This window comes from Leptotrichia sp. oral taxon 847 (assembly GCF_001553645.1).
Taxonomy (GTDB): domain Bacteria; phylum Fusobacteriota; class Fusobacteriia; order Fusobacteriales; family Leptotrichiaceae; genus Leptotrichia.
In genome coordinates this window covers 1806352-1821709 of record NZ_CP014231.1, presented here as the reverse complement: position 1 = coordinate 1821709, position 15358 = coordinate 1806352, and the positions used below count along the sequence as shown (strand labels likewise).

The window sequence follows — 15358 nt, the reverse complement described above, 5'->3', positions numbered from 1 at the left end:
TTATTTTTTATTTTTCATCAGTTTATATAAATCCTGTAAATCTTCTTCTGCTTTTTTAAATTTAGTTTTTATCGCTTGTTTATAATATTTTTCCGATTCATCGTATTTTTTCATTTCTTTATATAAATCACCTAAATTATCATTTATAAGACCTTCTAAATTTTCAGTATCACTTTTATAATCAGGTTTTTGAATTAATATTTCTAATGCGTTTTTTAAATATTTTTCAGCTTCAGCATACTTTTTTTATTTTTATAAAGTATTCCTAAATTGTTTGTTGCTTCTATAAGACCTTTTTCACTAGCCAATTTAAAATATTTTTCACTTTGAGAATAATATTTTGAACCTGCTCTAGAATATAAAAGTGCCAAATTATAAGTCGCTTTTAAATGTCCATTTTCACTCGCTGTTTTTAAATATGCTTCTGCTTTAGAAAATAATCCTGATTTTCCATACCAATTTCCTAAATTATACATAGCATCTAAATTCCCTTTATCTGCCGCTGCCCTAAGATATAATTCCATATTTCCAAAATCTTTTTTTTCTTTATAAACATTTGATAAATTAATCATTGCTGTTGTGTATCCTTTATCCGCTAATATTTTGTAATATTTTTCAGCGTCATCATAATTTTTTTGCTTCTGGTAAATATATCCTAACCTAAATATTGCAGACTCTGAATCATCGCTATTTTCCTTCTCAACTAATTTATAATATTTAATTGCTTGTGTATAATCTCCTTTTTCATAATATTTTTTTGCCAACTCCATATTTGTTTCTGCTAGACCATTTATTGAAATTATTAATCCTAATAAAAATAAAATACATCTTTTTTTCATAATATTCTCGTATAATAAATATATAAATAATTATATAAAATATCAGACACTCCTCTCACTATATTTTTTTATTTCATTCGTTTCTATTACTCCTTTTAAATACTGTTTTTAGTCAATAGAATTATCCTTTTTTATAAGTGTTCCAGCTCCTTCGACTGTAAACAACTCAAGAATCACAGAATGTTCCAATTTTCCATTTAGAATAACAACATTTTCCACGCCATTTTCAATCGCATTCAAGCAAGTTGTAACTTTTGGCAACATTCCACCACTAATAATTCCTCGCTCGATTAAATCGTTCACATTTTCCACATCAATTTCATCAATAAGTGTCTGTTTATCATTGTAATCAAGCAAAATTCCATCAACATCTGTCAAAAATATCAATCTATCTGCCTGTAATTTCCCAGCAATCGCACCTGCCACATAATCCGCATTAATATTATATGTCTTACCATTTTTGTCTACTCCAATCGATGAAATCACAGGAATTGCATCATTTATCTCCAACAATTTTATAACTTCCGTATTAATTTCCTTAATCTCTCCGACAAATCCGATATCAACCTTTTCTCCATTAACTTCAACAAACTTCTTCTCAACAAACACCATATTTCCGTCTTTTCCACTTAGACCAACAGCTTTCCCACCATATTTATTGATGTCTGACACAATTCCTTTATTGACTTTCCCAGATAACACCATTTCCACAATCTCCATTGTTTCTTCATCAGTCACACGATTTCCTGCAACAAATTTGCTCTCTTTCCCAATTTTTTGAAGCATCTCGTTTATCTCAGGCCCTCCACCGTGCACAATCACAGGATTTATCCCAACATATTTCATAAGAACTACATCTTGAATAAACTGCTCACGTGCAACAGGATTAACCATCGCACTTCCACCATATTTAATCACAATCGTTTTACTATGATACTTTTTTATAAACGGCAATGCCTTTACCAAAATTTTTGCTTTATCTAAATTTGAAATCATATTTTCCCTTTCTTCATTATTAAAATTTTTCTTCTTTTTTAATTTTTCAAAAATTTAATTTTATAAATAATTCTTTTAAAAATTTATCTTGAAAAACTTACTAACAAATAATTCTTAAAATCATAAATTTTATTTTAAAAATTATTAAGTATGATACTCCGCATTAATTTTCACATAATCATAACTCAAATCACATCCCCAAGCAGTCGCTTCAAACTCCCCATCATTTAATTCAATAATTATTTCAACTGTCTCAGACTTTAAAATTTTCTCAGCTTTTGGAACATCAAAATCCTGTGCCATCCCATTTTTTGCAACTTGAACCATATCATTTCCATCTTTTAAGAAAATATTAACCTTGTCAATCATCAAATCAGCTTCTGAATATCCAACCGCACACAAAATTCTTCCCCAGTTTGGGTCGCCACCAAAAACTGCCGCTTTGAAAAGACTTGAAGTGATAACTGATTTTGAAACTTTTTTCGCATCTTCCAGCATTTTCGCTCCATTTGTTGTAACTTGAATCAATTTTGTCGCACCTTCTCCATCTTTTGCGATCAATTTTGCCAATTCTTCATTCACTTTATACAATGCCTTTTTAAACTCATCATATCCAACCGAATCTTCATTAACAATCTTCTCGTTTCCTGCAAGTCCATTCGCTAAAACACAAGCCATATCATTTGTGCTCGTATCTCCATCGACTGAAATCATATTGAAAGTGTTGTCAGCAATTTCAGAAAACATTTTTTGCAACAGTAATTTTTCAATATTCACATCAGTTACAGCAAATGAAAGCATTGTCGCCATATTCGGATGAATCATTCCAGAACCCTTGCACATTCCAGCCACTTTCGCCTTTTTCCCATCAATCTCAATTTCCAAGCAAATCTGCTTGACAAAAGTGTCAGTCGTCATAATCGCAGTAGCCGCATCAATTCCGCCATCTTCCGACAAGTTTTCCACAACTTTCTCAATCCCATTCTCAATTTTTTCCATATCAAGCTGAACTCCAATAATCCCAGTTGATTGAACTAAAACTTCCTCAGCTTTAAGTCCCAATTTATTCGCAACTAGCTCAGTCATTTTTTTAGCATTCGCAAGTCCAGTATTTCCCGTGCAAGAATTTGCATTCCCACTATTTACCACAATCGCCTGTGTATTCTCATTTTTTATATGTTTGATATCCAAAATGATTGGTGCAGCCTTTGCCAAATTTTTTGTAAAAACTGCAGCTGAAACCGCCTTTTCTTCACTATAAATCAAAGCCATATCTTTTTTCCCGCTCTTTTTCAATTTTGCCGATATTCCAGTCGCTTTAATCCCTTTAACGTCAGTAATCGTACCATTCTCTATTATTTTCATATAACTTTTGTATGATAAATAATTTTCAATTATTTTCTAAAAATTATAAATCACACGCTCCTTTCTTTTTTATCTGTAAAATCCTATTAATAAAATCTTATTAACAAAATATTTTTATAAATACATCGACAAAAATTCTAATCCTTCACTTTCCTCAAATCCAAATAAAATGTTCATACTCTGAACCGCCTGTCCACCAGCACCTTTTATTAAATTATCAATCGCCGACACGACAACGATGTTCCCAAATTCCTTGTCATATCGAACCCCAATCTCGCAAATATTACTATTTTTCACATTTTTTATCTCTGGCAAATCTTTTGTAACTCTCACAAAATACTCATTTTTATAAAATTCATTATAAATCTCATAGATTTTTTTTTCTGTCAAACTTTCCTTAAACTCATCTTTCACATCCAAATAAATTGTCGAAAGAATCCCTCTATTTATCGGCAACAAATGCGGAGTAAATACTAAATTAATATTCCCATTCGCTAATTTATCCATCTCTTGCTTTATTTCAGATGTATGTCTATGCTTCAAAACATTATAAGCCTTAAAATTTTCATTTACTTCAGCATAAATCAAATCCAATTTAGCATTTCTTCCAGCTCCCGAAACTCCTGACTTTGAGTCAACAACAATTTTTTTCGTATCAATAAGTTCATTTTTTAATAATGGTGCCACTCCCAAAATTGCTGAAGTCGGATAACATCCAGGAGACGCCACAACTTTCGTATTTTTAATTTTTTCCTTATAAAGTTCTGGAAGACCATAAACCGCATTTTTATTGATTTCTGGATAATTATGTTTCACTTTATACCATTTTTCATAAATTTCTGAATCATCTAATCTAAAATCTGCTCCCAAATCTATGACTTTTACATTGTTTTCAAGCGCTGATTTTGTTATCTTTTCTGACATTCCATGAGGTAGTGCTAAAAATAGTACATCTATTTTATCCAGATTTTCTTTAATTTCTTCCAACGAAATCAATTTTTTTTCAAAATATTTTTTATAATTTTTATAAATATTTCCAATATTCTCTCCTGTAAATGAATGCGATGAAATAAATTCCACTTTCACTTCTTTGTGATTGTTTAAAATCCATAATAACTGCTGTCCTGCATACCCTGTTGCTCCTACAATTCCTGCTTTTATCATCTCTTTCTCCTCCTACTTTTTTTTAAATAAAAAAAGCCTAGTTTTTAGGCCTTTTTCTTTAAATATTTTTAAATTAAAGGAAAAAAAGCCAGCAACTTCAAAATTGCTGACTTTTATATTATATTCCTAAAAAATATTAAAAAATTAGCAATGATAAAGGATTGCACGAATAAATTGTCATTATTTTTCTTTCCCTTATCCTTCTAACTAATTTCATAATATTTCACTCCATTCCATTTAATTTATTTTACAACATTAATATACCATATTTATCACAAAATTTCAATAATTTAAATATATAAGTTTTATATAAATACATATATTTTATTTATGCTTTAAATAAAAAAATAAATTGACTAAATAAATTTATTAATAATTTTCTGGAAATAAAATTCTTTCCACTCCTTCAATAATGATGTGTAAAATCATCATATGAACTTCTTGAATTCTGTCAGAAGTTTCTCCTGGAATAATAAATTCATAATCACAAAAACCTTTTAATTTCCCGCCGTTTTTTCCCAAAAGTGCAACTGTTTTTAAACCTTTTTCTTTTGCCACTTTCATCGCTTCAATTATATTTTGAGAATTTCCTGAAGTTGAGATTCCGAAGAAAAAATCTCCTTTTTGACCAAAGGCTTCCACTCCTTTTGCAAAAATAAAATTAAATCCAAAATCATTTCCAACACAAGTGATGTGTGAACTATCGCTTATACTAATTGATGGCAAAGCACGTCTATCACTTCTAAATCTTCCTGTAAATTCTTCTGCAAAATGCATGGCATCGCAATTACTTCCACCATTTCCAGCAATTAACGACTTTTTCCCATCTCTGTAAGCAGCTGCCAATTCTTCTGAAATTTTAGTTGTTTTTTCAATGTTTTCGTCATTTTCCACAAAGTTTTTGACAGTTTCGTAAGCAGTCAAATACGAATTTCTTATATTTTCTTTTAACATTTTTTACCTCCAAATTTAAAATCTACCTTAAAAAGTGAACTATAACTATTCCCACTAAGTTAAAAGCAGAAAACTTCTTAAATAAATTATATTAAACAATTTATTCTAACAATCACATATTGCATTATATTAAAAATTTTTCATCTAAAAAATTTATAGAACAATATTTGTGCAATCGACAAGATAAATTTTATTATTTTTATTTATTCAACATTTTTGAATATCAAATCATTTACTTTTTCTTCAGAATAATTTCTATTAATTTTATAATCTTTTACAAAATTTACAAACTTTTCTATTCCTTCTTTTTCACCATTTTCTTTTATATATACAATTTGAAATTTTTCTTCCCATTTTTCAAAGCTATGAACAATTTTTAACGAGCCACGAAGTATTTCTTCATAAACACAGTAATATGGTAAAACTGCAAAGCCTATTCCGCTTTCTATCATACTTTTCATTGTTTCAATACTTCCGTTAATTATAATGCGATTTTCTAAATTAAAACCTATAATTTTTTCAAATAAATCTAAATATTTGTTTGTAAGAATCGTATCTCGCTTTAATAATTTTAAATTTTTTAGTTCCTCATAACTGGAAATCTGGGTTCCTGCTATAACTACAAATGGATATTCTTCAGTTTCAATGATTTTAAGCTCCTTGTCTTCAATAAAATATTCTTCCATCAAAGCAACATCAACTGTTCCCTCTTTCAAATGGCGCATAAGTGATTCTCTATTTTTTATATACAAATCAAACTCTATTTCAGGATATTTTTTTTTAAATTCAACCATTATTTTAGGTAGAACCGGCTCTCCAATATTGTGAGTCGCTCCAATTGATATTTTTCCCTTGCCATAATAGGCAATTCTTTGCATTTCTGTCTCCATTCTCAAAATTTTATCAAAAATATCTTTTGACATTCGATACAATTCTTTTCCCGCAAATGTCAACTTAAAATTTTTTGAATTTCTCTCTATAAGTTGTATATTTAATTTTGTTTCCAATTTTTTTATTTGTATAGACACCGCTGATTGACTAATATACAGTTTTTTTGCTGCTTTTGTAAAACTTTTTTCCCGACACGCCTCAAAAAAAATTTTCAAATGATGTATATCCATTCAAACTTTCTCCAATCATATATTTTGTTTATATTATAACTTATTTTTTATTTTTTGTCCACCTAATAAAATTTTTACACTGTCCCTTTAATTATTAAAATTTGGAAAAACAAATAAAATGTGGTAAAATATTAAATATGACTTTATTAGTGAAAGTGGGAAATATTATGGATTTTAAACAAGTGAAAGAAGATGAAGAAAAAGCTATTTTAAAAAATAAGGATGTTGTTGACAGTGACTTCTGGCGACAAAAATATCATATTCAAGGAATTGTGGGACTTATAAATGATCCCAACGGATTTTCTCAATTTAAAGGCAAATACCATATGTTTTATCAATGGAATCCACTTAGTACGGAACATAAAAACAAAACTTGGGCTCACAGCGTAAGCCATGATTTGTTGCATTGGGAAAGATGCGAAACTGCGCTAAGACCTGATACTTGGTATTCGAAAAACGGAGTATATTCTGGAAGTGGAATTGTGATTGACGGAAAACTTTATTTATTTTACACTGGAAATGTAAAAGATGAAAAAGGAAACAGAGAATCTTATCAATGTATTGCTGTTTCAGAAGATGGTGAACATTTTGACAGATGGGAGCCAAGCATAATAAATCAGCCAGATGGATATACAAGACATATAAGAGATCCCAAAATTTGGGAAAAAGATGGAAAATATTATGCAGTTCTTGGAATTCAAAGTGAAAAATTGGAAGGAAAAGTTGTACTTTATTCTTCAGAAAATATAAAAGATTGGAAATTTAAAGGCGAAATTGCTGGAGCTAATCACGGAAAATTAAAAGACTTTGGATTTATGTGGGAATGCCCAGATTATTTTCAGTTAAAAGATGAAAAAACTGGAAAAATTGTCGATTTATTGGTAGTTTCGCCACAAGGATTGGAACCACAAGGAGATTTATACAACAATAAATATCAGACAGGATATTTTTTTGGAAAATTAAATTACGAAAAACCAGAATTTGAAATTAGTTCAGAATTTGTGGAAATTGATAGAGGACACGATTTTTACGCACCACAATCAATGGAAGATGACAAAGGAAGAAGAATTGTTGTGGGATGGATGGGAGTTCCTGAAAACGAAGATTTTCCCACAGTTAAGAATGAATGGATACATTGCTTGACTTTGCCAAGAGAGTTAAAAGTGAGAGATGGAAAGCTTTATCAAGAGCCGATTTCTGAAATGGTTTCGATAAGAGGTAAAAAAACTGAATTTGAAGGTTTGGTTAAAGGAGAAAAAGAAATTGGAAAAGGGAAAACTTACGAATTAATTGCCAAATTTAGTGATATTTCTTCAGACTTTGGATTAAAATTGAGAGTTGGAAAAGATAGTGAAACTGTTGTAAAATTTGACTTTAAAGCTAAAAAGTTAGTTCTTGACAGAAGTTGCGGAGCACAAGCTGACAAAAGCGTAAGAAAAGTTTTTTTAGACGATAGAAAAGATTTAGAACTTAGAATTTTTGTCGATAATTCTTCTGTAGAAATTTTTGTAAATAATGGGGAAGAAGTGTTTTCTTCAAGAATTTTCCCTTCAGAAAATGCTGATAAAATTATTGTTTTTGCCCCAAATGAAACGAAAGTAAAACTTGAAAAATGGGAATGGAAATAGAAAAAATATAATATGAAATATAAACAGTAAGGAAATAAAAACATTGATTAAAACAAAAAAAAATAATATAAAACTTGATATAGTAAATCTTTTAGATGATATTTTATATGAAAAAAAATATAGTAATATTCAACTTAACTACTACTTTACAAAGAATAAATATTCTAAAAAAGAAAAATTGTTTATTACTAATATTATAAATATTGTGATAAAAAATTTAATTTATGTTGATTATCTAATTGAAAAATGTACTAAAAATATAAAAAAAAGAAAAATAAAACAGCTTTTGAGAATTTCTGTAGCGCAACTTTTTTTTATGAACTCCGACAATTCGGGAGTTGTATTTGAAGCAGGAGAAATTGCAAAAATAATTAATTCACACCAAGTAGGATTCATAAATGCAACTTTGCAAAATATTTTAAAAAATAAAGAAAATTTTGACAAAGAAATTTTACCAACTAAAAAAGAGAGCATAATTTACTCATACCCACAGTGGTTTGTAAATAAGTTAAAGTTGGATTTTCCAGATGATTATCTAGAAATTATGAAATCTTATAAAAAGAGAAGTTATCTTTCTGTGAGATACGACAAAAATAAATTTACAAAAGAAACATTTGAAAATTTATTAAACAAAATTGATACTCAGATTTTATTTTCAGTCGGAGAAGTTTATTATTTATCCAATGCAAATATTTTTGAAACTGAAAGTTTTAAAAATGGAGAAATAGTAATTCAAGATGCTTCTTCGTATTTGGCAGTAAAAAACCTCAAAGCCTCTCAAAATGACATTGTTCTAGATGCTTGCAGCGCTCCAGGCGGAAAATCACTTGCGATTTTACAGCTTTTTAATCCAAAATTACTTATTTCTACTGACATTCACGAGCATAAGATTAAAATTCTGCAAGATTTAAAAAATAGATATGCATATCAAAATTTTGAAGTGAAGTTAAATGATGCCACAAAAATTGAAAATTTGAATAAAAAATTTGACAAAATTCTTTTAGATATGCCTTGCAGTGGACTTGGAGTACTCCGAAAAAAGCCTGAAAAAATATATGAATTAGAATCAGGCGATTTTAAAAATCTAAAAAAAATTCAAAAGAAAATTTTCGAAAGTGCATTTAATTCCTTAAAAAATGATGGAGAAATTGTTTACAGCACTTGTACTTTTTCCAAAAATGAAAATACTAATAATGTTAAATATTTTTTGGAAAAATATAAAAATTTAAAAATTGAAGAAGTTGTAATTCCAGAAAATGTCAAAGTTTTAAAAGATGAATTTGGCGGCATTTATATTTCTTATGAAAATGAATATTTAGACGGATTTTATATAGCAAAATTTAAAAAAATAAAAAAATATGACGGTGATTAATTAATAGAACAGAAAGGATATGTTAGTATGCAATTTAATTTTAGTGACGACATAAAATTTATAATGCAAAAGTTAAATGCAAATGGAAGTGGATTTCTTGTTGGAGGAGCACTACGAGATTTAATCTTACATCGTGATCCTGGAGATTTCGATTTTGCTACTGATATTGAATATTCAGCTCTAAAGGTGATTTTTTCCGATTATTCACCAAAAGAAGTCGGCGCTCACTTTGGAATTTTAATGATTCATTTAAATGGCGTAGATTATGAAATTGCAAAATTTCGTCGTGAAACTGGAGTTTATAACAGCAGATACCCAAAAGAAATTAAATTTGTAAAAAAAATTGAAGATGATCTGTCCCGTCGGGATTTTACGATAAATGCGATGGCATACAGTGAAAAAACTGGAATTATTGACCTTTTCGACGGATTAAAGGATTTAAAAACTAAAACTATAAGATTTGTTGGAAATCCAAAATTGAGAATCGAAGAAGATGCGCTAAGAATTTTAAGAGCTTTCAGATTTATGGCAAAATTAGGCTTTAATCTTGATAAAAAGACTGCTGAAGCAATTTGCGAAAAAAGAAAATTTTTAAATAAAATTTCTCACGAGAGAATTTTTGATGAATTAAGTCAAATTTTGATTGCTCCATATGCTGTGAAGGCTCTAAAAAAAATGAAATCTTTAAAAATTTTAGAATTTATAATTCCCGAATTTCGCTATACTTACAACTTTGACCAAAATAATCCATACCATACCGATGATTTGTTCCATCATATAATTAAAGTTGTGAACCTTTGCGACAAAGATTTAATTACGAGATTTGCAGCACTTTTTCACGATTTGGGAAAAATTAATACAAAAAGTATTGACGCAAAAGGGATATTTCATTTTTATGGACACGAAAAAGAAAGTGCCCTAATTGCTGAAGAAGAGCTGCGAGAATTGAGAGCACCAAAAGAATTCATAAATTCAGTAAAAAAAATTATTTTAAATCACATGTTAATCTATCAGGAAGTTTCTGATAAAGCTTTAAAAAAATTAATAATTAATTTTGAAGAGAAAAATTTAAAGCGGCTATTTAATTTACTTTCTGCCGATTTAAATTCTAAAAATATAAAATCAAAAGAAGAAAATCAAAAAATTTTAGATGATTTTTTTAATAGAATTGAAAATTTGAAAAAACAAGGGAATATTCCAAGTATAAAAGATTTAGATTTGACAGGAATTGACTTGATAAATTTAAAATTTGAAAATAGAGAAATCGGAAAAATAAAAAATGAATTGTACGAACTTGTTCTTTCAGACGAATTAAAAAATGAAAAAGAGGAACTAATAAAATATTTGGCAAAAAAATATAATTTGTGTCAAAATTTTAAATATGAAAATTCTTGTGGCGCCATTGTTTTTAACAATAAAATAAAAAAATTTTTAATTGTAAAAATGTTTAACGGAAATTGGGGATTTCCAAAAGGACATATTGAAAAATATGAAACTCAAATTGAGACAGCTAAAAGAGAAGTTTTGGAAGAAACTGGAATTAAAATAAATATTGTCTCTGACAAAAAATATGAAATAAAATATATTCCAAACGAAACTACAATAAAAAAAGTCACGTTTTTTATTGGAGCAACGGACAATGAAGAAGTAGTTATCGACAAAAACGAAATCGAAGCATATAAATGGTGCTCTTTTGAAGAAGCACTAAAAACAATAACTTACCGCCTGCAAAAGGAAGTTTTAGAAAATTCCAATAAAATTTTGCAGCAAAAAAATTTAGAAAGTTTAGACAATTAAATTATGAAAACTGAAAAAATATTAGGGTATGAAGTTCATAGAAAAAAAGTTAAAAACATAAATTTGAGAATAAAACCAAATATGGAAATTTATATTTCCGCTCCAGAAAATTTACACAGCGACTATATAAAAAACTTCCTAATTTCAAAAGAAAACTGGATAAAAAATGTCCTAAAAAAACTCGAAAAAATAAAAGAAGAACAAAAAGAACCTAAATACACCACAGGTGAAACCCACAAATTTTTGGGACAAAAATACATTTTAACTGTAAAAATTGGAAATGTTAATCGAGTAGCTTTAAATAATGATAAAAAAAATGAAATTATTTTGATGGTTAATAGTAGTATTTTTAATAATTCAGATGAAAAAAAGAAAATTTTGGAAAAGTGGTATTTTGAAAATGCAAAAAAAATTTTTCCTAAACTCTTGGAAAAATGGATAAAAATTTTAAATGAAGACGTAAAAAAATTTTCAATAAAGCCTTTAAACAAAAAATGGGGATTTTGTAATTACATAAAAAAATATGTAACTTTAAATGTGGAACTTATAAAGCATACTCCATTTGAAATTGAATATGTAATTTTACACGAACTTGCTCATTTAAAATACCCTAACCACGCTAAAGGATTTTATAACTATGTGGAAAAGTATATGCCAAATTATAAAAATGCTGAAAAAATGTTAAACGCAAAACATCATTATTAATTTTTTAATAAAAATCCCATTTAGAATAATTTTAAATGGGTTTTTATTTTTCAATTTTTAAATTCTTAACTTTTTTTGAAATCCGACAAGATCTCAATTTTTCCATTTTCATAAACAAACAGTCCCGTTACTGATTCATGCGGCAAATCTAAGTGCATTTTTTCTGTAGCTTGAATTATATAATTTTTTTGAGTTTCGTCATCTATCGGACATCCAGCACAATCACTATGTCCAGCAATAAATATGTGATCTGATTTGTGTTTGTTGACTGAAATCATCACAGTTTTGTCTTCCACAGATTTTAAATAATTTTCATGTGTAATAATTTTATTTACAGGTCCTGCATCTGTAATTGTATCCACATATTTATATTTGTAATTGTTTCTTATATATTCATTAAGAATGTGAATAAATCTCCCATCCATACAGCAAATTAATGTACAAAACATTTTTTTCTTGTATGGTAAATACCATACACTCCTTTCTTTTATTCTTTACAAAAAATATTATATTTATTAACTTTCTCTACTTCTATTTTTATAAATTTATTATTTTATTTCCGTTGCCTGTGGATAAATATCCTTTATTTCATCTACTATTTTGTCCACTTTTTCCCATAAGACCTCTTCTTTTTCTCTTTTTCCTTTTACAGCAATTCTCACGTGAACACATTTTTCTTTGGCGTATGGCGCAACTGACGGATTAACCATCTGAAAATAATCTTTTAGTCTATCATCAATTTTTCCTTCCGGTACACCTTTTATTTCCAAAGTTTTCATAAGTAAAACTGAACTTGAATATTGTTTTAAAAGTGGCAATACATAATTGTCAAACATCGGAGTCATTTCTTTTGGAGGTCCAGGTAAAATTATTATTTTTTTACCATTTTTTTCAAAAAAGCATCCTGGTGCAAGTCCAACTTCGTTTTCCAAAAGTACTGAGCCTTTTAAAATTGAAGCTTCTTTTTCTCCGCCACTTGCAACTTCAAAAAATCCTCGTTCACTATATCTTTTCACAATCAGATCATAGTATCTTTCTATCATCTCCAATTCAACGCCAAAATAATCGGCGACCACTTCCTTCGTAATATCGTCAATTGTAGGTCCAAGTCCACCTGTTGTAATGACTAAATCCACTCTGTTAAACGCTATATCAAGACATTCTTTTAATCTTTCATAATTATCTCCAACTGTTGTTTGATAATATAAGTCTATTCCTGTATCTGTAAATTTTTTAGATATATATTGTGAATTTGTATTAACAATATCTCCGACAAGTAATTCTGTCCCAACGCAAATAATTTCTGCTTTCATTATTTCTCCCATTTTTTATTATTCATTTTTGTAAAATATAGAAAAAAGTAAATCACTACATAGATATGTCAAAATTGTTACTAAATTTTACAAAAACTTTTGTTTGTAGTATCGTGTAATTCTTGAAATAACGTATTTTAAAATTTAAAATTATTTTTATTTTTTAAATTATAGATTTTTTAATCCAGTTACTCAAAAAACTCTCCCATTTTTCTAAATTTTTCATATCTTCTTTCAAGTAATTCCTCGATAGAAAATTTATCTATTTTTTTAAATTCTTCCGAAACAGCCATTCTTAAATTTTCTACTGTTTTTTCAAAATCTCTGTGAGCACCACCTAGTGGCTCCTTAATTATCCCATCAATAATTCCTAAATTTTTTAGACTTATCGCATCCATTTTTAAATTTTTGGCAGCTTCTGGAGCTTTTGAAGCATCATTGAAAAGTATTGAAGCACATCCTTCCGGCGAAATAACGGAATATACACTATTTTCAAGCATAAGTACAGAATCTGCAACTCCTATTCCAAGTGCACCCCCGCTTCCTCCTTCTCCAATGACAACAGATACAATAGGTACTTTTAATCCAAACATTTCAGCCAAATTTTTAGCGATTGCCTCTCCCTGACCTTTTTCTTCGGCTTCAATTCCCGGATAGGCTCCAGCTGTATCTATCAGTGTCAAAATTGGAAGTTTAAATCTTTCGGCCATTCTCATTAGTCTTAGCGCCTTTCTATATCCTTCTGGACTTGCCATTCCAAAATTTCTATAAATATTTGAATCTATGTCTCTACCTTTTTGATGTCCAATTATCATAATCTTGTGACCATCCACTGTAGTAGATAGTCCTCCAACAATTGCATGATCATCTTTGGATAATCTATCCCCGTGAAGTTCAACAAAATCCTGTGACAATTCATTTATGTAATCAAGCGTATATGGTCTTTGCGGATTTCTTGAAATTTGAATTCTAGCCCACGCATCCATATCATTTTCCTCAAAATTTTTATATTTTTCTTCCAACTGCTTTTCCAATTCAGAAATTTGAGACGAAAAGTCAATGTTTTTTTCTTTGGAAAAATCTTTTAATTCTGCTATGTTATTTTCTAATTCTTTTATTTCATCTTTTAAACTACTCATATTTTTTCCTCTCTAATCTTAATAAAACTTATTAAATTATATTAATTTTTCAATTATTCTATAGATTGTTTCTTTCAGATCTTTTCTTTCAGAAATAACATCCACCATTCCGTGTTCTAATAAAAACTCTGCTCTTTGAAATCCTTTTGGTAATTTTTGATTGACCGTCTGTTCAATTACCCTAGGTCCCGCAAATGCGATTAATGCATTTGGCTCGGTTACAATCACATCTCCAAGCATTGCAAATGACGCTGTAACTCCACCTGTAGTTGGATCAACTGGAACTGAAATAAAAGGAATTCCCGCTTCATTTAACCTTTTTACCGCACCAGAAGTTTTTGCCATTTGCATAAGTGAAATAATTCCTTCCTGCATTCTAGCACCACCAGAGCTTGAGACAATTACAACTGGTATTTTTTCCTCAAGTCCACGTTCCAACGCACGAGTTATTTTTTCTCCGACGACAGAACCCATACTACCACCCATAAAATTAAATTCCATTGCTGCGATGCTGACTTCTATCCCATTTATTTTACCAATTCCACTAATTACTCCGTCAAGCATTCTACTTTTCTCTCTTGCCACTTCCAACTTTTCTTCGTACCCTGAAAAATCTAAAATATTTTTTGAATGAACTGTCATATCTTCTTCAAAAAATGTATTGTGGTCAATTAAAAGTTCGATTCGCTCAAATGCCGTAAGCCTAAAATAATTTCCACATTTTGGACAAATATTTAAATTGTTTTTTAAATCTTCATTGTAAATAATTTCATTACAACATTTGCATTTTTGCCATTTGTTGTTATCGACGATGTCAAGTGTTAATTTTGATTTGGATGTAAGTGTCACATACTTTTTTTTGATTTTCTACTCGAAAATAATCCCATTTTTTTACCTCTCACATATTGATTTTTTATTGATTTTATTTGAAATTACAACATATAACATACGTTACAATAAAAATG

15 protein-coding genes are annotated in these 15358 nt (G+C 28.8%); 4 read left to right on the top strand and 11 right to left on the bottom strand.

Annotated elements, in window-relative coordinates; translation table 11 throughout:
• The 7 genes from AXF11_RS10725 to AXF11_RS08440 all read right to left on the bottom strand — a co-directional run bounded on the left by AXF11_RS10725 (position 1) and on the right by AXF11_RS08440 (position 6439).
• Positions 1-147: a tetratricopeptide repeat protein gene (locus AXF11_RS10725; protein WP_257720986.1), complete on the bottom strand. Its 147-nt coding sequence runs from the start codon at positions 145-147 to the stop codon at positions 1-3.
• Between the two features lie 68 nt (positions 148-215).
• On the bottom strand, positions 216-839 hold the full coding sequence (locus AXF11_RS08465) for a tetratricopeptide repeat protein (RefSeq protein WP_068157098.1): 624 nt from the start codon (positions 837-839) through the stop codon (positions 216-218).
• Between the two features lie 108 nt (positions 840-947).
• Positions 948-1835, bottom strand: a complete 888-nt coding sequence (gene argB, locus AXF11_RS08460) for an acetylglutamate kinase (protein ID WP_068157096.1) — start codon at positions 1833-1835, stop codon at positions 948-950.
• 144 nt (positions 1836-1979) lie between these two features.
• Positions 1980-3200 (bottom strand): bifunctional ornithine acetyltransferase/N-acetylglutamate synthase, encoded by a 1221-nt coding sequence (gene argJ / locus AXF11_RS08455; RefSeq protein WP_068157094.1) that lies wholly within the window; start codon positions 3198-3200, stop codon positions 1980-1982.
• A 114-nt stretch (positions 3201-3314) separates the two neighbouring features.
• Positions 3315-4364, bottom strand: a complete 1050-nt coding sequence (argC, locus tag AXF11_RS08450; RefSeq protein ID WP_068157091.1) for an N-acetyl-gamma-glutamyl-phosphate reductase — start codon at positions 4362-4364, stop codon at positions 3315-3317.
• A gap of 369 nt (positions 4365-4733) precedes the next feature.
• Positions 4734-5318 carry a D-sedoheptulose 7-phosphate isomerase gene (gene gmhA / locus AXF11_RS08445; protein WP_068157088.1) on the bottom strand — a complete coding sequence of 195 codons (585 nt, stop codon included), beginning with the start codon at positions 5316-5318 and terminating at the stop codon, positions 4734-4736.
• 203 nt (positions 5319-5521) lie between these two features.
• Positions 5522-6439: a LysR family transcriptional regulator gene (locus tag AXF11_RS08440; protein ID WP_068157085.1), complete on the bottom strand. Its 918-nt coding sequence runs from the start codon at positions 6437-6439 to the stop codon at positions 5522-5524.
• A gap of 167 nt (positions 6440-6606) precedes the next feature.
• Here AXF11_RS08440 and AXF11_RS08435 point away from each other — a divergent pair, with 167 nt between their 5' ends.
• From AXF11_RS08435 to AXF11_RS08420, 4 genes are read left to right on the top strand one after another with little or no spacing between them, the layout of a single operon-like run.
• Complete coding sequence (locus AXF11_RS08435; RefSeq protein ID WP_068157082.1) at positions 6607-8067, top strand: glycoside hydrolase family 32 protein; 1461 nt, start codon at positions 6607-6609, stop codon at positions 8065-8067.
• Positions 8068-8110: 43 nt separating this feature from the next.
• Positions 8111-9439: a 16S rRNA (cytosine(967)-C(5))-methyltransferase RsmB gene (rsmB, locus tag AXF11_RS08430; RefSeq protein ID WP_231724689.1), complete on the top strand. Its 1329-nt coding sequence runs from the start codon at positions 8111-8113 to the stop codon at positions 9437-9439.
• A gap of 27 nt (positions 9440-9466) precedes the next feature.
• A complete protein-coding gene (locus AXF11_RS08425) occupies positions 9467-11236 on the top strand; it encodes an NUDIX domain-containing protein (RefSeq protein WP_068157076.1) in 1770 nt (589 codons plus the stop codon).
• Positions 11237-11239: 3 nt separating this feature from the next.
• Entirely contained in the window at positions 11240-11941 is a 702-nt protein-coding gene (locus AXF11_RS08420; RefSeq protein WP_068157072.1) for a M48 family metallopeptidase, read from the top strand.
• Between the two features lie 65 nt (positions 11942-12006).
• Here AXF11_RS08420 and AXF11_RS08415 read toward each other — a convergent pair whose 3' ends face one another.
• The 4 genes from AXF11_RS08415 to accD all read right to left on the bottom strand — a co-directional run bounded on the left by AXF11_RS08415 (position 12007) and on the right by accD (position 15242).
• The gene (locus tag AXF11_RS08415; protein ID WP_231724688.1) at positions 12007-12390 is read right to left on the bottom strand and encodes a carbonic anhydrase; all 384 of its coding nucleotides are present in this window, start codon (positions 12388-12390) and stop codon (positions 12007-12009) included.
• 99 nt (positions 12391-12489) lie between these two features.
• The gene (locus AXF11_RS08410; RefSeq protein WP_068157069.1) at positions 12490-13254 is read right to left on the bottom strand and encodes a molybdopterin-binding protein; all 765 of its coding nucleotides are present in this window, start codon (positions 13252-13254) and stop codon (positions 12490-12492) included.
• Between the two features lie 188 nt (positions 13255-13442).
• Positions 13443-14393 carry an acetyl-CoA carboxylase carboxyltransferase subunit alpha gene (locus AXF11_RS08405; protein ID WP_068157066.1) on the bottom strand — a complete coding sequence of 317 codons (951 nt, stop codon included), beginning with the start codon at positions 14391-14393 and terminating at the stop codon, positions 13443-13445.
• A gap of 36 nt (positions 14394-14429) precedes the next feature.
• Complete coding sequence (accD, locus tag AXF11_RS08400; RefSeq protein WP_231724687.1) at positions 14430-15242, bottom strand: acetyl-CoA carboxylase, carboxyltransferase subunit beta; 813 nt, start codon at positions 15240-15242, stop codon at positions 14430-14432.
• Positions 15243-15358: the final 116 nt, after the last annotated feature.